17 protein-coding genes are annotated in these 18409 nt (G+C 62.6%); 10 read left to right on the top strand and 7 right to left on the bottom strand.

Features of this window, described 5'->3' with window-relative positions; translation table 11 throughout:
• Positions 1 to 75 precede the first annotated feature (75 nt).
• A complete protein-coding gene (locus HDEN_RS14200) occupies positions 76 to 903 on the bottom strand; it encodes a uracil-DNA glycosylase (RefSeq protein WP_013216827.1) in 828 nt (275 codons plus the stop codon).
• A gap of 162 nt (positions 904 to 1065) precedes the next feature.
• Here HDEN_RS14200 and HDEN_RS14195 point away from each other — a divergent pair, with 162 nt between their 5' ends.
• The 3 genes from HDEN_RS14195 to HDEN_RS14185 all read left to right on the top strand — a co-directional run bounded on the left by HDEN_RS14195 (position 1066) and on the right by HDEN_RS14185 (position 5730).
• Positions 1066 to 2754, top strand: a complete 1689-nt coding sequence (locus HDEN_RS14195) for an electron transfer flavoprotein-ubiquinone oxidoreductase (RefSeq protein ID WP_013216826.1) — start codon at positions 1066 to 1068, stop codon at positions 2752 to 2754.
• A gap of 208 nt (positions 2755 to 2962) precedes the next feature.
• Entirely contained in the window at positions 2963 to 4780 is a 1818-nt protein-coding gene (locus HDEN_RS14190) for a tetratricopeptide repeat protein (RefSeq protein WP_013216825.1), read from the top strand.
• An 83-nt stretch (positions 4781 to 4863) separates the two neighbouring features.
• The gene (locus HDEN_RS14185; protein WP_013216824.1) at positions 4864 to 5730 is read left to right on the top strand and encodes a 4-(cytidine 5'-diphospho)-2-C-methyl-D-erythritol kinase; all 867 of its coding nucleotides are present in this window, start codon (positions 4864 to 4866) and stop codon (positions 5728 to 5730) included.
• 15 nt (positions 5731 to 5745) lie between these two features.
• Here HDEN_RS14185 and HDEN_RS14180 read toward each other — a convergent pair whose 3' ends face one another.
• Positions 5746 to 6762: a polyprenyl synthetase family protein gene (locus HDEN_RS14180; protein WP_081446263.1), complete on the bottom strand. Its 1017-nt coding sequence runs from the start codon at positions 6760 to 6762 to the stop codon at positions 5746 to 5748.
• A gap of 100 nt (positions 6763 to 6862) precedes the next feature.
• On the opposite strand from HDEN_RS14180, the gene HDEN_RS14175 reads away from it, so the two are divergent.
• The 7 genes from HDEN_RS14175 (at position 6863) to glyS (ending at position 12764) form a co-directional block, all read left to right on the top strand.
• Positions 6863 to 7096, top strand: a complete 234-nt coding sequence (locus tag HDEN_RS14175) for a putative signal transducing protein (protein ID WP_013216822.1) — start codon at positions 6863 to 6865, stop codon at positions 7094 to 7096.
• Complete coding sequence (locus HDEN_RS14170; RefSeq protein WP_013216821.1) at positions 7083 to 7883, top strand: tRNA1(Val) (adenine(37)-N6)-methyltransferase; 801 nt, start codon at positions 7083 to 7085, stop codon at positions 7881 to 7883. Before HDEN_RS14175 ends, HDEN_RS14170 begins: the two co-directional genes overlap by 14 nt.
• Positions 7884 to 7963: 80 nt before the next feature.
• Positions 7964 to 8797 carry a S49 family peptidase gene (locus HDEN_RS14165; RefSeq protein ID WP_013216820.1) on the top strand — a complete coding sequence of 278 codons (834 nt, stop codon included), beginning with the start codon at positions 7964 to 7966 and terminating at the stop codon, positions 8795 to 8797.
• 20 nt (positions 8798 to 8817) lie between these two features.
• Positions 8818 to 9027 carry a hypothetical protein gene (locus HDEN_RS14160; protein ID WP_013216819.1) on the top strand — a complete coding sequence of 70 codons (210 nt, stop codon included), beginning with the start codon at positions 8818 to 8820 and terminating at the stop codon, positions 9025 to 9027.
• 150 nt (positions 9028 to 9177) lie between these two features.
• Positions 9178 to 10122 (top strand): glycine--tRNA ligase subunit alpha, encoded by a 945-nt coding sequence (locus tag HDEN_RS14155; RefSeq protein ID WP_013216818.1) that lies wholly within the window; start codon positions 9178 to 9180, stop codon positions 10120 to 10122.
• A complete protein-coding gene (locus tag HDEN_RS14150; protein WP_013216817.1) occupies positions 10119 to 10607 on the top strand; it encodes a hypothetical protein in 489 nt (162 codons plus the stop codon). The genes HDEN_RS14155 and HDEN_RS14150 overlap by 4 nt, the downstream gene beginning before the upstream one ends.
• 75 nt (positions 10608 to 10682) lie before the next feature.
• Positions 10683 to 12764 carry a glycine--tRNA ligase subunit beta gene (glyS, locus tag HDEN_RS14145; protein WP_013216816.1) on the top strand — a complete coding sequence of 694 codons (2082 nt, stop codon included), beginning with the start codon at positions 10683 to 10685 and terminating at the stop codon, positions 12762 to 12764.
• Positions 12765 to 12774: 10 nt separating this feature from the next.
• Here the strand turns inward: glyS and chrA are convergent, their stop codons facing one another.
• The 5 genes from chrA to HDEN_RS14120 form a co-directional block, all read right to left on the bottom strand.
• Positions 12775 to 13977, bottom strand: a complete 1203-nt coding sequence (gene chrA, locus HDEN_RS14140) for a chromate efflux transporter (RefSeq protein WP_013216815.1) — start codon at positions 13975 to 13977, stop codon at positions 12775 to 12777.
• 100 nt (positions 13978 to 14077) lie between these two features.
• Complete coding sequence (locus HDEN_RS14135) at positions 14078 to 14377, bottom strand: hypothetical protein (protein ID WP_013216814.1); 300 nt, start codon at positions 14375 to 14377, stop codon at positions 14078 to 14080.
• A 174-nt stretch (positions 14378 to 14551) separates the two neighbouring features.
• Positions 14552 to 16456 (bottom strand): ABC-F family ATP-binding cassette domain-containing protein, encoded by a 1905-nt coding sequence (locus HDEN_RS14130; RefSeq protein WP_013216813.1) that lies wholly within the window; start codon positions 16454 to 16456, stop codon positions 14552 to 14554.
• A 40-nt stretch (positions 16457 to 16496) separates the two neighbouring features.
• Positions 16497 to 16847, bottom strand: coding sequence for a DUF3147 family protein (locus tag HDEN_RS14125; protein ID WP_013216812.1), 351 nt, complete (start codon positions 16845 to 16847; stop codon positions 16497 to 16499).
• A gap of 6 nt (positions 16848 to 16853) precedes the next feature.
• Entirely contained in the window at positions 16854 to 18284 is a 1431-nt protein-coding gene (locus HDEN_RS14120; RefSeq protein ID WP_013216811.1) for a DUF4339 domain-containing protein, read from the bottom strand.
• Between the last annotated feature and the right edge of the window lie 125 nt (positions 18285 to 18409).

Genomic DNA, 18409 nt, shown 5'->3' with positions numbered 1-18409 from the left:
TGCGGGCCGCTTCACTGCGAAGAACCGGAAGCACGGTGAAAGAAGCATCAAATTAAAAGAACATGCTTCGGACGTTCAAAGCTTGGATCGGATCTGCAACAGATCCAGCCATGCCAGGTTTTTTGCGGCGGGAGTCCGCAACAGGTAGGCGGGATGCAGCGTCGCGAGTGCCTGGATCTTGCGGTCGCCGACCGTCAACTCCCGCCACTTTCCCCGCAGCCGCATGATGCCTTCGGCAACTCCGAAAAGCTCCTTTGCGGCGGACCCGCCGACGGCCACGACGATTTTCGGAGCGACAAGCTCTATCTGGCGCTCGAGAAACGGGCGGCAGGCGAGGGCTTCCTGCGGCGTCGGCGTGCGATTGCCCGGCGGCCGCCAGTAGACGATGTTGGTGATGTGCACGTCGGATTCGCTGAGCCCGATGGCGGCGAGCATCTTGTCCAGCAGCCGCCCCGCGCGGCCGACGAACGGCTTGCCTTCCAGATCCTCGTCGCGACCCGGCGCTTCGCCGACGATCATGAGGTCGGCGGCCGGCGCACCGCGATAGAAGCAGAGCTTCGTAGCGGTCGCCTTGAGGCCGCAGCCGTCGAAACCCTTGAGCGCGGCTTCGAGCGCTTCGAGCGATTGCGCCTCGCGTGCGATTCGCCGGGCGCCGGTCTCGGCTTCGCTGGCGCCGAGCGGTGTCGCAGCCCTCGGGCGCGTTACGTCCGCTGTCGGATTCTGTGACACGGGACGTCGCGAGGGCGCGCTCTCCGGTGGCACCCGCGCTGGCGCATCGTCCGGCCGCGGCCAGGCGAACGCCGCGCCGGGGGGCGTCGGACCGCGTGCCAGCCAGTCGCAGCTCGTTTCATCCACAGCGGCATCGGCCCCCATGGCTTGAAACCAATCGAGCAGCGCAAGCATTTCCTCTCGGGAAGCCAGTTTGGTCATCGGGGTCAGGATAAAGGTATTGTTCGCCGGATGCACGCGGCGGCGCGCCGCTGGCGGCAGGATCTTCGCTCAACTTGACGCCTCCAGACGGGCGACCTAATCGAAATCGATGGTTTTTCAGAAAACGGATACAAAATGACGATGACCGCGGAGGAAACGGGTTTGCCCCCGCGCGAGGCAATGGAATTCGACGTCGTGATCGTTGGCGCCGGGCCAGCCGGTCTCGCGGCCGCCATTCGCCTCAAGCAGAAAGCGGCAGCCGCTGGCGCGGAAATTTCCGTCGTCGTCGTTGAAAAGGGGTCCGAGGTCGGAGCCCATATCCTGTCGGGCGCCGTCATCGACCCGATCGGCCTGAACCGCTTGATCCCGGATTGGAAAGAACGCGGAGCGCCCGTCGAAACGCCAGTCACCGAAGACGTGTTTCTCGTGCTCGGACCGGAGGGCGACGTTCGCCTCCCGGGCTGGCCGATGCCGCCGTTGATGAAGAACCACGGCAACTACATTGTGAGCTTGGGCTCACTCTGCAAATGGCTCGGTGAGCAGGCGGCGGAGCTGGGCGTCGAAATCTATCCGGGCTTTGCCGCCGCGGAAGTTCTCTATGATGACAATGGCGCTGTCGTCGGCATCGCGACCGGCGACATGGGCGTCGGCCGCGACGGTCAGCCGAACGACGCGTTCGTTCGCGGTATGGAACTGCGCGCCAAGTACACGCTGGTCGCGGAAGGCGCGCGCGGCTCCCTGTCGAAGGGACTGATCCGCCGCTTCGATCTCGCCAAAGGACACGAACCGCAAAAGTACGGTATCGGCCTGAAAGAGTTGTGGCAGGTTGCGCCGGAAAAGCATCGCCCCGGATATGTTCAGCACTCGTTCGGATGGCCGCTGAACAACAGAACCGGCGGCGGCTCGTTCCTCTATCACTACGGCGACAACCTGGTCTCGGTCGGCTTCGTCGTTCATCTGAATTACGACAACCCGTATCTCTCGCCTTACGAAGAATTCCAGCGCTTCAAGACGCATCCCGCCATTCGCGACGTCTTCGAAGGCGGCAAGCGCATCGGCTACGGCGCCCGCGCCATCACCGAAGGCGGGTGGCAGTCGATGCCCGATCTCGTTTTCCCGGGCGGCGCGCTTCTGGGATGTGCGGCCGGAATGGTGAACCTGCCGCGCATCAAGGGCAGTCATAACGCTATGCTGTCCGGCATCGCTGCGGCCGCCGCCGCGTTCGATGCGATTGCAGCCGGCCGCCAGCACGACACGCTGGCCGCCTATGAAGCCGATGTCCGTAGTGGCGACATCGCGCGCGATCTGAAGCGCGTGCGGAACATGAAACCCTATTGGTCGAAATTTGGCACCGTTCTCGGCGTCATGCTCGGCGGCATCGACCTATGGCTCAACACGCTGATTTCGGGCGTCGGCCTCGGCTATACGCTGAAGCATGGAAAGAATGACGCTGCCTCCACCGGCAAAGCGGCGGATTTCAAGCCGATCAACTATCCGAAACCTGACGGCAAGCTGACGTTCGATCGGCTAACGAATGTCTCGTTTTCGGGCACCAATCACGAGGAAGACCAGCCAGTTCATTTGAAGCTGCTCGACCCGAAGATTCCGATTGCCGTGAATTTGCCGCTCTACGCCGAGCCTGCGCAGCGCTATTGCCCGGCTGCGGTGTATGAAATCGTCCGCGACGATAAGGGCGATCCAAGATTTCAGATCAACGCCCAGAACTGCGTCCACTGTAAAACATGTGACATCAAAGACCCGAGCCAGAATATCAACTGGGTTTGCCCGGAAGGCGGCGGCGGTCCCAATTATGCCGGAATGTGAGGCGCTAGGTGCCTGGCCGAAGGGCGGAGCCGGCGTGTCCGGCTGATGTGATGGGCAAGGTCGAGGCGGAATAAGGCAAGCGCTGCCCGCAAGCCATCACCCGTTCATTTCCTATTTTTCACCTAAAGCGTGTCGCCAAGGGTGTATCAGGTTTGCTAGGCTCGCTTCTTCGGAATCAGTGCGGCTCCGTAACATAGAGGAACGTTCAATGCGGGGATCCCTCGGACGTGCGCTAAGCGTGGGGCTGGGCGCCGTCGCCTTGACGATCGCCGGATTCTTCAGCCAAGCGCCAGCCCGCTCTCAAGTTCAGGATCCCAGCCCGGACTCGCTCACGACATCGGCGCTTGGAAATTACCTCGCCGGCCGCTTCGCACGCACGGCTCAGGATACGAAGGACGCCGCGGAGTTTTATGGCCGCGCGCTTGAGCGTGATCCATCGAATGAGGTCCTTCTGGAACAAGCCTTCCAGATGGAAACGATGTCTGGCAACTGGCCGAATGCCGTACCGCTTGCCGAAAAACTCGCGAGCACGCGCGAGTCGCATCGCATGTCCCAATTCCTTCTCGGTGTAACGGCGTTCAAATCCGCAGCTTATCCGAAAGCCGAAAACCATTTCAAAGCCGCTGCCGAAAATCCGATCGGTGAGCTGACGAGTGCGATCGCGCTCGGCTGGACGCGCCTCGCTGCAGGCGACACCGATGGCGCGCTGAAGGCTGTCGATCTTCCCAAGCAGCCCGACTGGGCGCAGTTTTATTTGCGCTATCATCGCGCGCTGATGGCCGACATCGCCGGCCGCAAGGCAATCGCCAACGCGACCTACGAGAAGATGTTCCGCCAGGACAGCCGGACTCTCAGAACGGCTTTGGCCTACGCTCAGCACGCCGCGCATTACGGCGACTTCAAGCTCGCGAAGCAGATCATGCGCGAGCAGCTTTCCAAAACCCAGGGCGATCCCCATCCGCTCGCCAAGGAAATGCTGGAGCGCATCAACAAGCGCGAAAAGACCGAGCTGCTGATCGCAACACCATCGGAAGGCCTTGCCGAACTCTTTTACGGCTTGGGCGAAGCGTTGACCGGCGAAGGCGGCGTCAGCCTCGGCACGATTTATCTGCAGCTCGCCCTCGACGTGAAGCCGGACCACGCCTTCGCTTTGGCCGCTCTGGCCAATGCTCAGGAAGCGGCCAAGCGTTACGACGACGCGATCGCGACGTACGATAGAATTCCGAAGGGCACGCCCCTGCAGAGCGCCATCGACATCCGCAAGGCGTTCAATCTCAATTCGCTCGACCGCGTCGACGAGGCAAAAGCCATTCTCGAGCGCCTCGCTGCGAATGATCCGAAGGACGTTCGCCCGCTGGAAGCGCTCGGCAACATCCTGCGCGCGCGCAAGGAGTACGCCGAAGCGATCAAGTACTTCACGCGTGCGCTCGCCGCGCTGGGTAAGCACGATCCGCGCTACTGGGGCTACTATTACGCACGCGGAACATCCTATGAGCGCCTGAAGAACTGGCCGGCCGCAGAAGCTGATCTCAAGAAGGCGCTCGCACTCGCGCCCGATCAGCCGCTGGTTCTGAACTACCTCGGCTACTCGTGGATCGATCAGGGTAAGAACCTCAAGGAGGGCATGCGCCTGATCGAGAAGGCTGTGCAGCTGAAGCCCGACGACGGCTACATCGTCGATAGCCTTGGCTGGGCCCACTACAAGCAGAACAACTTCAAGGAGGCAGTCCGCTTCCTTGAACGCGCCGTCGAGATCAAGCCGGAAGACCCGACCCTGAACGATCATCTTGGCGATGCGTTCTGGAAAGTCGGGCGCGAGCGCGAAGCGCGCTTCCAGTGGAGCCAGGCGCTCTCGCTCAATCCGGAGCCTGAGGACGTCGACAAGATCAAGGCGAAGATCGAACGCGGCCTCGATACCAAGGCTCAGGCCAAGGCCGTCGAGAAGACCCGGCAAGTTCAGAGCATGGAGTCGTCGCGCCGGCGCAGCGAAAACAAAACCGCTCCGAGCGGCCGTGCCGTTGAGTAACGGTCGCTCCTACGGGTTAGAGAAATACGAACGGGCGCGGCAGCGCCCGTTTTCATATGTTCCGGATACTATCGAAACAGCCCATGCCGAAGTCTGAATTCGCTCCCGCCAAGATCAATCTCACGCTGGAAATTCTCGGGCGGCGTGCCGACGGTTATCATGAGCTTCGCAGTCTCGTCGCGTTCGCGCACGACGCCGGCGACGTGGTCACGCTCGCGCCGGGATCATCCGCGAGCGTCGAAACGTCGGGATCGTTCGCAGGCGACATCTCCGGCAGCAATCTTGTCGACAAAGCCATCTCGGCGTTCGCCGCGAAGGTGCCGGGCATGAAGCCGCCCCGGCTGATACTGGACAAAAATCTTCCGGTGGCGAGTGGCATCGGCGGGGGCTCGGCCGACGCGGCCGCGACGCTTCGGTTACTCTCCAAATCTTATCCAGGAATAGCCGATCGCGATCTTCACACGATCGCGCGTGCGCTGGGCGCGGACGTTCCCGTTTGCGTCAGAGCGCGGCCCGTCATCATGACCGGCGTCGGCGAAACGCTCGAAGAAATCGCGTTGCCGCAAGAAGTTTATGCCGTGCTCGTCAATCCGCTTATTGCCGTGCCCTCGAATAAGACAGCTCACGTCTTCGCAGCCCTGGGCGCGGCGCCACTCACCGCTCCGCCTGAAGCCGAACCGGCGCCCCGCCTGTCAAACGTGCGTGACGTCATCGCCTACGCCAAGGCGCGAGGTAACGACCTGCAAGCGCCTGCGCAAAAACTGTTTCCGGAGATCGAGACCGTGCTCGCCGAGCTTCATCGCACCGAAGGCGCTTTGTTCGCTCAGCTTTCCGGTGCAGGCCCGACGTGCTTCGCGCTGTTCGCAACGAAGCAGGAAGCCGTTGCCGGAGCGTCGGCGCTCCGGCAACGGCAGCCCAATTGGTGGATCAGGCCGACACGACTTGGCTAATACGATGCAACCGTTCTAGTGCGAGCGGCCGATGCAGAACGCGATGACCTGCTCGAGCGCGTCTTTCTCGCGGCTGTCCGGGAAAATCGCCAGCGCATCGCGTGCGATTGCACCGTAAGACCGTGCCCGTTCGAACGTCGCTTCTATCGCCTTGTGCTTGCGCATGAAGCCGACGGCCTGCTCGAGATCGCCATCATTGATGTCGCCGTCGGCGATCGTCCGGTTCCAGAACTGGCGTTCCTCGGGCGAGCCGCGACGGAACGAAAGGATGACCGGCAGCGTGATCTTGCCCTCGCGGAAATCGTCCCCGACCGATTTGCCGAGACGCGAGCTGTCGCCCGCATAATCGAGCGCGTCGTCGACGAGCTGGAACGCGAGGCCGAGGTTCTTGCCATACGAGCGAAGCGCCGATTGCTCTTCCGGCGGGCGCTGCGTCAGGGCCGCGCCCGACTCCGCCGCCGCCGAAAACAGCGCGGCCGTCTTGGCGTTGATGATCGCCAGATAGTCGTCTTCGGTCGTCGAGGTATTCTTGGCGGCCGCGAGCTGCATCACTTCGCCTTCCGCGATCGTCGCGGCGGCGTTCGACATGATGCGCAGCACCGGCAGCGACCCGACATCGACGAACATCTTGAAGGCTTGTCCAAGAAGGAAATCGCCGACCAGAACGCTCGCCTGGTTGCCCCAGATCATCCGCGCCGTCTTGCGGCCCCGCCGCGTCGCGCTTTCGTCGACCACGTCGTCATGCAGCAGCGTTGCCGTGTGCATGAACTCCACCGCGGAGGCGGTCCGGATGTGCCCGTTGCCGCCATATCCGCACAGCTTCGCCGACGCGAGCGCCAGCATCGGACGCAGCCGCTTGCCGCCGCTGTCGATCAGATGGTGCGCGAGTTCCGGGATCATCTCGACGTCGGAAACCGCCTTATCGAGGATAATGCGATTAATAGCCTCGAGGTCATCCGCAACCAGGGCGAGAAGCGGTTCCAGCTTCTGGCCCGTCTCGCGAAGGTCATCCAGTGGTATCACACGGCCCAAGTTGATCCCCATTCAAATGCTGGCATGCTATTATATAGTGGAAATGACGCTGCCGCGTTGCGGCCCCGCGTCCGACCCCTGTCTTTCGCCGAGTGTCGATATGCGCGAACTGGTTATGACGAATGACCTTGTCCTGATCAGCTACGTCGAGGCCCTGCTTGCCGATCAGGGTATCGAAGCGGTGGTATTTGATCGAAATATCAGTCTGATGGAAGGGTCAATCGGCGCCTTTCCGCGACGGGTGGTTGTAGCCGATGACCACTGGTCCCGCGCAAGTCGCGTTTTGAAGGATGCCGGTCTCGGTCAATGGATCGTCGAGAATGAAGGCCTTTGAGGCGCCCGGACGAACGGTCGCGCCGACGACGGACGATCTGTTCCTGGGCGGCGCGCTGACCGTCCTCCAGCCCCGGAATGGTTACCGGGCTGGAACGGATGCCGTTCTGCTGGCTTCGATTCTGACGCCTGAAACGCTCGGCTTGGGGGCGGTGCTCGACGTCGGTGCGGGCGTTGGCGTGATCGGCCTCTGCGTGGCGCGGCGATGCCCGTCCGCTCGTGCCGTGCTCCTCGAACGCGATCCCGTCCTCGCCGCATTGGCCCGCGACAACGTCCAGCGGAACGAACTGACCGGCCGCGTTTCCGTCGTCGAGACGGATCTCGCACGCGCCACGGCCGCGCTGGAGGCGGCCGAAATCAAATCCGAGTCTTTCCCCGTCGTGCTCGCCAATCCTCCCTATCATGACGATCGCCGCAGCACGCTCGCCGAAAGCCCGCTGAAGGCCGTCTCGCACCAGATGCCGGACGACCTGCTGGATGTCTGGGCGCGGTTCATGTGCCGGATGGCGGCCCCTGGCGGGCGCGTCGCGATGATCCACAAAGCGGATGCGCTGTCGCGCATTCTCGAGACGTTCGAAGGCCGCTTCGGGTCGATCGCCGTGCTGCCGATCCATGCCCGCGCCGGCGAACCCGCCATACGCGTCATCGTCGAAGGCATCAAAGGCAGCCGCGCCCCGATGTCGATACGGCCCGGCCTCGTGCTGCACACGCCCGAGCAGGCATTTGTCCCCGAGATCGAAGCGATATTTCGCCACGGGGCACCTCTTCCGCCACAATACCGGGGCTGATCGCTGGCTAGGCCTGAATGCGCTTGTAATAGAGCCGCAGCGCTCTATGTCAGAGCCGAACTCGTGCAGGAGCCTGTCTTATGTGGCCATTTTCGCGCCGACCCTTCGTGCCCGTTCTGCGCTTCCACGGGCCGATCGGCATGGCGACGCCATTGCGGCCGGGCCTGACGCTCGGAGCCTATTCGAACGCGATCGAGAAAGCATTTTTGGTCTCGAAGCTGCCGGCCGTGGCTGTGATCGTAAATTCGCCCGGCGGTTCGCCAGTTCAATCCAATCTTCTGTTCAAGCGCATCCGCCAGCTCGCCGTTGAGAAGAAGAAGCGCGTCTATGTGTTCTGCGAGGACGTCGCGGCCTCCGGCGGCTATTTCCTCGCCATTGCAGGCGATGAAATCTACGCCGATCCGTCGTCGATCATCGGCTCGATCGGCGTCGTCTCGCGCAGCTTCGGGTTTGTCGATCTCCTGGAGAAGATCGGTGTCGAACGCCGGGTTTACACGGCAGGCATCAACAAGAACCAGCTCGACCCGTTCCTCCCTGAAGACGCCGACGACGTTGCCCGTCTCAAGGCTATCCAGCGCGACGTGCACGATATCTTCATCGGCCTCGTCAAGGAGCGCCGCCTCGGAAAACTGAAAGCACCGGACACCGAACTGTTCTCCGGTGCTTTCTGGTCGGCAGCCCGCGCCGTGGAGTTCGGCCTCGTCGACGGAATTACCGACATTCGATCCAAAATGCAGGACATTTTTGGCGAGAAAATTCGCCTTAAAGTCATCGAGCCGGAAAAGCCGGGCCTCCTGGCACGGTTGCGGCGGACGCCCGGCGCCATCGGCATCCAAACGCCGGCTCTTGCTTTTGCCGATGATCTGGTGTCGGCTGTGGAAACTCGAACGCTCTGGTCGCGTTTCGGTCTCTGATCTAGCTTTGGAGGGCGTCGATGCCGCCAGTCATGTTGCTCGCCCTCGTTGGAGCGGCAGGATTTGCCGGCTACAGGATTGTTTCGAGCCTGCTCGAAAGCTCGAAATCGTCTGGCCGCAACCGGGCAAAAGAGATGCGTGGCGCGACCTCGTCGGCACGCGACCTCGGCAAGCTCGAATGGGACGAAGACGCGGGCGTTTACCGCCCGATCCCGAAACGCGAGCATTGAATTCTTTCAATCGGGCGGGGAAAACTGGCGCAACGCCGTCTCCGTCCATGCATTCGGCCAAAAGTCGAGCAAAAACGGGGTATCTACGCGTGACAAGGACCCTTTAGCGCGTATATTGCGCCGCGACTTAAGCCGGAAAGAACCCCAACGATGTCAACGACGACGGTCTCGACGAAGGCCGCACGACCTTCCGCGTTGCGCCCCAGGCAAGCCTTCCAAGATCTTATCCTGACGCTGCAGACCTTCTGGAGCAATCAGGGCTGCGCCATACTCCAGCCCTACGACATGGAAGTCGGCGCCGGTACCTTCCATCCGGCAACGACGCTGCGCGCGCTCGGCCCGAAACCCTGGGCCGCGGCCTACGTTCAGCCCTCGCGCCGCCCCAAGGACGGCCGCTACGGCGAGAACCCGAACCGCCTGCAGCACTACTATCAGTTCCAGGTCATCATGAAGCCATCGCCTGCGAACATTCAGGAGCTCTATCTCGCGAGCCTCGACGCGATCGGCATCGACACGGCGTTGAACGACATCCGCTTCGTCGAGGACGATTGGGAAAGCCCGACACTCGGCGCCTGGGGGCTCGGCTGGGAAGTGTGGTGCAACGGCATGGAAGTTTCGCAGTTCACATACTTCCAGCAGGTCGGCGGCTTCGACTGCAATCCCGTTGCGAGCGAGATCACCTACGGGCTCGAACGTCTCGCCATGTACGTCCAGGGCGTCGACCGCGTTTTCGACCTCAACTTCAACGGCCGCGACGACGACAGACGCCTGACCTATGGCGACGTCTTCCTGCAGGCCGAGCGCGAATATTCTCGCTACAACTTCGAGCACGCCGATACGGAAATTCTATTTCGCCACTTCAAGGACGCAGAGGCTGAGTGCAAGGCCCTGCTCGAGAAGGGTGCGACGGATGGGGAGCACTTGCTCGCGCTCCCCGCCTACGATCAGTGCATCAAAGCGAGCCACATCTTCAACCTGCTCGATGCCCGCGGCGTGATTTCGGTCACGGAGCGGCAAAGCTACATTCTGCGCGTTCGCGATCTGGCGAAAGCTTGTTGCGCCGCGTGGCTCAAAACTGAAGGAGGACACGCGTGATCGAAGTCAACAATACGGTGCTCGGTCTTGTCGCGGCGGCCGTTCCGCTGCTCATCATCGGCTTTTTCATTCTGCGGCGGCTGCCCTGGATCTTCGCGTTCTTTGTGGCTCTTCTGGCCGTGGGTCTCGGTTATCTCGAAACGACCGGCGCCATCCGCGATTTCGGGCACAACGTTCGCACCGTGCTGCCTGAGGGCATCCTGAAGCACAGGACGCACGAAGCGGAACCGGCGGCAGGCCCGGCTATGGCGCCAGCTGAAACGCCGGCTGACGGCCCGGCCATGGCTCCGGCATCGCCGCCGGCCGAAGCGCCCGCAGAGACACCGCCGGCTGCCGAGCCCGCGACACCGGCGCCTGAGGCGACCCCGGCTCCGGCCCAGGAACCCGCCGCTCCGGCTCCGGAAGCAACGCCCGCACCGGCAGCGCCCGAGACGACGCCTCCGGCAGAGCCTGCTCCGGCGCAGCCTCAGCCTTCGACGCCATAACGACAAGCTTTCGCCCCGTGATGCTGGGTCACGGGGCGAAGGCATTCACGGCCGCATCTCACGAGATTGATCTGAATGTCCGAATTGTTGCTCGAGCTTCTGTCGGAAGAAATCCCCGCGCGTATGCAGGCGCGCGCCTCGGATGATTTGAAGCGTCTGATCGTCGATGGCCTGAAAGCGCGCGGTCTCGATGTTGGCGAAGCGCGTAGCTTCGCGACGCCGCGCCGTCTGACGCTCGTGATCGAAGGCGTTCCGGCGAAGTCGCCCGCCATCTCCGAGGAAAAGAAAGGTCCGCGCGTCGGCGCGCCGGATCAAGCGGTGCAAGGATTTCTGAAGTCGGCAGGTCTCGCGTCGCTCGAGGACGCGACCGTCGTCAAGGACGAGAAGAAAGGCGACTTCTACGTCGCGAAGATCGAGAAGCCCGGCCGCGCAGCCGCCGAGATCATCGCTGAAACCATCGTCGAAGTTGCAGCCAAATTCCCCTGGCCGAAATCCATGCGCTGGGGATCGTCATCGTTCCAGTGGGTGCGCCCGTTGCAGTCGGTGCTGTGCCTGCTCGACGGCAAGGTCGTGCCGTTCGAACTCAACGGGATCGAAGCGGGCAACGAAACGCGCGGTCATCGTTTCCTCGGACCCGGTCCATTCAAGGTCAAGAATTTCGCGGACTATGAAGCAAAGCTCGCCGCGCATCATGTGATGCTCGATCCGGCGAAGCGCGCCGCCGCCATTTCCGAGCAGGCGCACGCGCTCGCCAAGGACGCCAAGCTCGAGTTGATCGAGGACGACGCGTTGCTCGCTGAGAACGCCGGTCTGACGGAATGGCCCGTGGTCCTGATGGGCACGTTCGATAAGGCCTTCCTCGAAGTACCCGCCGAAGTCCTGACGACCTCGATGAAGACGCATCAGAAGTGCTTCTCGCTGCGTGAGACGCGCTCCAAGAAACTCGCAAACAAGTTCCTGCTCGTTTCCAATCTCGTCGCGAAAGACGGTGGCGCGGAAATCGTCTCTGGCAACGAAAAGGTCATCCGCGCGCGGCTGTCCGACGCCAAGTTCTTCTGGGAGCAGGATCTGAAGCATCCGCTCGGCGAGATGGCGGGCAAGCTTTCGGGCATCACGTTCCACGAAAAGCTCGGCAGCCAGAAAGATCGCGTCGAACGCATCGAGGCGCTCGCGTTCGAGCTTGCAGGCGCTTGCGACGCTATTCCGGAAGACGCGCGCCGTGCGGCAGGATTGGCGAAGGCCGATCTCGTCTCCGGAATGGTCGGCGAGTTCCCGGAGCTGCAAGGCCTGATGGGCCGCTACTACGCCGAGCACGTCGGCACCAAGCCCGAGATCGCCCGCGCTCTCGAACTTCACTACAAGCCGAAAGGCCCGACCGATACGGTTCCGCGCGAGGATCAGGGCGACGCTGTCGCGGTCGCCGTCGCGCTTGCCGACAAGCTCGATACTCTCGTTGGCTTCTGGGCCATCGGCGAAAAGCCGACCGGCTCCGGCGATCCCTACCAGCTCCGCCGCGCCGCATTGGGCGTCATCCGCATCGTGTTGGAAAATGATCTGCGGGTGCCGCTCAACCATTACATCGAGATTGGCGAACGCCTGCACGGCGCAAAAAAGGCGGCAGGTGAGGTCCAGAGCGACCTCCTTTCCTTCTTCGCCGACCGTTTGAAAGTCTTCCTGCGCGATCAGGGCAAACGCCACGATCTGATTGACGCCGTGTTCGCGCTCGGAGGCCAGGACGACCTCGCGCTCATCGTTCGTCGCGTCGAAGCGCTCGATGCGTTCCTGAAAACCGACGACGGCGCGAACCTTCTCGCAGGCGTCAAGCGCGCGGCGAACATCCTCGCCATCGAGGAAAAGAAGGACAAGAAATCCTACGCCGGTCCTTACGATCTGAAGCTGATCACCGAGAAGGAAGAAACGGCGCTCGCCGCCGCCATCGAGGCGACGAAGCAGGACACCGTCGCCGCCATCAACGTCGAGAATTTCGCAGGCGCCATGCGCGCGCTGTCGGAACTTCGCGCGCCGGTCGACGCGTTCTTCGAGAAAATTCTCGTCAACGCCGACGATCCGAAAATTCGCGAGAACCGTCTGCGCCTGCTGTCGGAAATCCGCGCAGCCACGCAAACGGTTGCTGACTTCTCAAAAATCAGCGGCTGAGTTTGCTGCGCTAGGCAAGCGTCGCGAGCGCTTGCCCGGCAACCGCGCTCAGCACGACGACCAGCCACGGCGGCGCTTTCCAAAGATAGAGCAGCGCGAAATCCGCCGCCGCGAGCGCGAAATCGCTCTTGCTCAAAATTCCTGACGTCCACACCGGATCGTAAAAGGCCGCAAGCAAAAGGCCGACGACCGAGGCATTCACGCCGCGCAACATTGACTGCGCAATCGGGAGGCGTCTGAGTTCCTGCCAGAACGGCAATACCCCGATGACCAGCAGGAACGACGGCAGAAAGATCGCGATCAGACACAGCACGGCGGTGCCCGCCCCGCCGATCACGGCGCCGAGATACGCCGCGAACGTAAACAGCGGCCCCGGAACGGCTTGCGCCGCTCCATAGCCCGCGAGGAAGGCGTCGTTGCTTACCCATCCGGGAGCCACGACTTCGGATTGAAGCAATGGCAGAACGACGTGACCGCCACCGAACACCAGCGCTCCCGTACGGAAGAACTTATCGAACAGAGCAAGGTCTTGGCTGTGGCTCGCAGCGGCCAGCAACGGCAGTCCGACAAGCAAGCCAGCGAATAGCGCGAGACAGACCGTGCCTGCTGCACGGTTGATGGTCAGGGGCAAGTGCGCCTCGCCTGCGGACGAACCACCGCCGCGAAGTAACAGCGCTCCTGCAACGCCACCGAAAATGATCGCCGCAATCTGCCCGAGCGATGAAGGCACCGCGAACGCGATGAGCGTTGCGACAATGGCGAGTGCCCCGCGCTGGAGGTCCGGCGTCAGCGTTCGCGCCATGCCGAGAATGGCAAGTGCGACGACCGCCACGGCGGCCACCTTCAATCCGTGCAGCCAGCCGCTATCGAGCGGAACGCCGCTCGCGGAAATGCCGTATGCGAACAGAACGAGCGCCAACGCCGACGGCAGCGTGAAAGCGGTCCATGCCGCAAGAGCGCCCGCGAATCCAGCGCGCGACAACCCGATCGCGATACCGACTTGGCTCGAGGCGGGCCCAGGCAGAAACTGGCACAACGCAACGACATCGGCATAGGCCGATTCATCGAGCCATTTACGCCGCTCGACGAACTCCTGCCTGAAATAGCCGAGATGCGCGACCGGCCCACCGAACGACGTCAGGCCGAGTTTCAAAAATGCAAAGAAAACTTCGGCAACGCACCTAGCCGAATCCGATCGGTGAATGGCGGACATGCGCGCAGGGTTCCGACGACAGACGAATGCGGAAACCGATACAGCGGCGAAACCCGCACATCAATCTATCGGAAGCTAAATGACGAACTCAGCGTTCGCTTTACTTATTCGCGGGCTTGAACGGCTTGACGGCCGGAAGCATCGCGAGCTGCGTCGATGGCGCCGGTACGGTGCGAGTTTCAGCGAGGAAGCTCGGCTTCACTGCTGCGTCGAGCCATTTGACCGTGATGTTCGCCGCATACGTGAAGGTAATGATCGCGATCACGACCGCAATCGAAAGCATCGCTACGTACGCAAGATATTCCCTCACCGCGACGGTGGCGTCCGCTGCCTGTGCACGCGCCGGACGTGCCACGGCATTGCGGGGAGCGAGTTTGTGATAGACGAATTCCTGTTTCATCGTTGAGACCCGTTGCGCAGGTACGCGGGGGGCACTGGCCCTGCGCCTCATGAACGCCGCATTCTGAAAATCGGTTCCGGACCGCTTCTTTTCCAGATGTGGAAATCGCGACAAATCGCAACGCTCCGCGTGCGCGCCGCCACCAAGGTCGGATTCGACAGCGGATGAAACGGCTTATGCGTCGGCGCCGACGGCCGCGTCCTCGTAGGCTTCAGTCGCCAGCAGCCAGGCCTCTTCCGCCTCGCCGAGTTGTCTGCTGAGCTGGCCGCGTTGCTGCGCCGTGCTCTGGGCGCGGCCGGGGTCCTTGGTATAGAGCGCCGGATCGGCAAGCAGCGCATCGAGCGCCGCGATCTCTTTCGTCAGCTTGTCGACGAGCTTTTCGGCAGCGACCATCGCTTTCTTCAGCGGCGCAAGCTCGGCCCGCTTCTCGGCGGCCGCCCGGCGTTGATCCGTGCGCGATGCTTTCGCCTCGCCGTCGCCGCGATCGTCGCGACGCTCCACCGTCCGCGCGCCACGTTCTTCGAGCAGCAGCGCGCGATAGCTCTCCATATCGCCATCGTAGGATTTCACTGTGCCGTTACGCACCAGCCAGAGACGATCCGCCGTCGCTTCGATCAGATGCCGGTCGTGACTGATGAGGATGACGGTGCCGTTGTATTCCATCAGCGCATGCACGAGCGCTTCGCGGCTGTCGATGTCGAGATGGTTCGTCGGTTCGTCGAGGATCAGCACGTGCGGACCGTGAAAGGCCGTCAACGCCAATAGCAGTCGCGCCTTCTCGCCGCCGGAAAGCTTGCCGCATTGCGTGTCGGCTTTATCGGCGCTGAAACCGAACGTGCCGAGCTTCGTCCGCCGCTGGGCTTCCGTTGCCTCAGGCATCAGTTTCAGCATGTAATCGTAAGGCGTCGCCGTCGGCAGCAAGTCGTCGAGCTGATGCTGCGCGAAATATCCAACCTCGACCTTTTGCGCACCGAAGACGTTGCCGGAAAGCGGTGTCAGCCGCCCTGCGATCAGTTTCGCCAACGTCGACTTGCCGTTGCCGTTCTGTCCGAGCAAGGCGATGCGATCGTCGTTGTCGATGCGCAGATCGAGCCCAGTTAGAATAGGCGTCTCTGCATCATATCCGGCACTCGCCTTTTCGATCCGGAGCAGCGGGCTCGCGATCACCTTCTGCGGATCGGGAAAGCGAAACGGCACGACGCGATCGTCGACCTGCGCCGCGATCGGCTGCATCTTCGCGAGAGCTTTGACGCGGCTTTGCGCCTGCGCCGCCTTGCTGGCCTTCGCTTTGAAGCGATCGATGAACGCCTGCAGATGACGGCGCTGCTCGTCCTGCTTTTTCATCAGTTTCATTTCGAGGCGCTGCTTTTCCCGCCGCGTTTCCTCGAAGTCGTCGTAGCCGCCTGCGTACAGCGTGAGCTTGCCGCGATCGAGATGCAGGATCGAGCCGACGGCGCGGTTTAAGAGATCGCGATCGTGGCTGACGATCAGCACGGTATGCGGATAGGCCTTGAGATGGTTCTCGAGCCAGAGCGTGCCTTCGAGATCGAGATAGTTCGTCGGCTCGTCGAGCAGCAGAATGTCGGGCTTGAGAAACAGAATGGCGCCGAGCGCGACGCGCATGCGCCAGCCGCCCGAGAACTCGCGGCACGCCCGTCGCTGTGCCTCCTCGTCGAAACCAAGACCCGACAGAATGCGCGCCGCGCGCGACGGCGCCGAATGCGCGTCGATGTCGGTTAGGCGAATCTGGATTTCCGCGATCCGCTGCGGATCGGCCGCGTGCTCGGCTTCGGCGAGCAGGCTGGCGCGCTCGGTGTCGGAGGAAAGCACCCAGTCGAGCAGGCTGTCGTCGCCGCCCGGCGCTTCCTGCGCGACGTGGCCGAGGCGAGCGTTGCGCGGGATCGATATCGATCCGTCGTCCGGCGCGATCTCACCTTTGAGAAGACGCAGCAGTGTCGTCTTGCCGGCGCCGTTGCGCCCGACGAGGCCGACCTTGTGGCCGGAGGGGATCGCGACAGTCGCCTGCTCGAGGATCGGCCGTCCCTCGATCCGATAGGTCAGATCGTTGATATGCAGCATGGGACGAGCCGATAGCCTGTCCGCCCGCGCCTGTCACGCCTCACAGGGTGATGCCGAAGCGCGCAAGCACGGCCGTCATCAGCAGGTACGCCGCAAAAGTCGCAGCCGAGGCGATCAGAAGGCTCGGCCAGAATCCGAACCCGCGCGCCAGCAGGAGCGGCAAGACGACGAACAGAACAAGAGATGGCAGGACGTACCAGAAGACGCTGGTCGAGAGCTGGGCGACCTTCGACGTATCGCCAGTCTCACCGTAAAGCCAGATGATCGCCAGAAGCGACGTCAGCGGCAGCGACGCGACGAGCCCGCCGAGAACGCTGGAGCGTTTCGCCACTTCCGAAATTGCAACGACGAGCAAGGCGGTCAGCAGAACTTTGATGGCCGCGTATGCCACCGCGCGTCAGCCCGACACGACGGGCTTGAGCGTCTCATAAAGCAGGCGATCGCGGGTTGCTTTGTCCTGCACGGCGAGGTGCGCGACGAACCACTCCTGCACCATCTTGCAGACCTGCTCCGGCTCGCGCTTGGCGAGCAGCTTCGGATTGGAAAAGACCTGGAGGTCGTCTTCCTTCCAGCCGAGCTTGGCAAGTTCCTTGATCAGCACGTCATAGTCGCTCTTGACGGCAGAGTCGTGCTTCACCGGATTTTTGCGGCCCTCGGAAATTGCCTGGAAGACCGCGTCAGCCTGGGCATTGAGTGCCGTCGCCGTTTCCGGATGCTCCATCATCTGCACGACGGCAGGGCTTGTCTCGCCTTTCGAAATGAAGCCGAAGCAGGCGCTCACGCTTTGCGAGCGAAGCGACTTCAGATGCGCGAGAAATGCGACCGCGATGGCCTGCAGCTTTTCGGAGCTGGCGGCGAGAGCCTTGTCGGCGTTCTGACGGCGGAGGTTGACGAGGCCCTGCGCGAGCGACATCGCGACTTCGTTGTCGGACTTCTTGTCGGCGACCATCTTGTTCGCCGTGGAAATCTGCGACGTGTACCAATCCGGATATTCGGCCTTGATCAGCTCCCAAACGGGCACTTTCTGCAAGCGTCCGTCGAGCGACGATCCATCGATGGCGGCCGGAGGCGCAGGCTCGGGCGCCTCGGGTTCGACGGCGGCGACCTGCATGTCCGATCGACCCTGTGCCGAACCGCTCGTTCCGCCGAGCTTCGAGACGGACGCCGTCGTCGTCGTTTGCGGATCGCTGGGTGGCGGGCTCTGTTGCGGCTGCGCCGGGCTCTCGGCAGTCTGCTGCTGAGGTTCCGGCGGCGCGGCGGGAATGACATCGCTGGCGGCTGGTGGCGTCGGCTCGGCACTCGCTGCATCGTTTTGTGGATGCGCGTCGGCAAGCTTCACCTCGTCCGGCGCCGCGACGACAGGTGCCTGATCGCCGCTTGTCGTATCCGATCCGCCCGAGACGATCTCCATCAGCGGGCCATGATACGTCGCAAGCGCAAACGCGCCGCCACCGATCACCGTCAGCGCAATGCTTGCGATGGCGAGACGCTTGACGAGATTGCCGCGTTGCGGCCGCGCATCCGCGCCGTCGAAACCGGAATGAGGAGCATACTGCGCCGACGCATTTGATTGCGCCGTATACGTCGGAGCGGGCGCCGCGCGATGCGCTTGCGGGATAGCCTGGGGCTGTTCGCTGCCGCCGTGAAACGCCGCCGGGAAAACAGCAGGCGCGGCTTGCCATTCAGACATGCCGGGGCGCCAGATCAGATCCGTTTGGCGAAGGTAGCTATGCGCGATGAAGGTTCGCAGCTCAACATCGGTCAAGGGACCGTGCTGTTTGCCATCCCGTGCAATATACCACTGAATGTCGTCGGCTTGTCCGGTCATTCTCGCTTCTTCGCACACGCGGGTCTCTCAACCCGTTTCAAGAGACCGAGTGTTCCCCCCGGCCACACTGTTCACAGCCAGTTGCGCGCGTCAATCGGGCGATTATGCGGTGAACCGGTCAAATT

The sequence above is a fragment of the Hyphomicrobium denitrificans ATCC 51888 genome, from assembly GCF_000143145.1.
Lineage (GTDB): Bacteria > Pseudomonadota > Alphaproteobacteria > Rhizobiales > Hyphomicrobiaceae > Hyphomicrobium_B > Hyphomicrobium_B denitrificans.
Note: the sequence above shows the minus strand (reverse complement) of the source record. Positions and strands in the feature narration are given on the sequence as shown.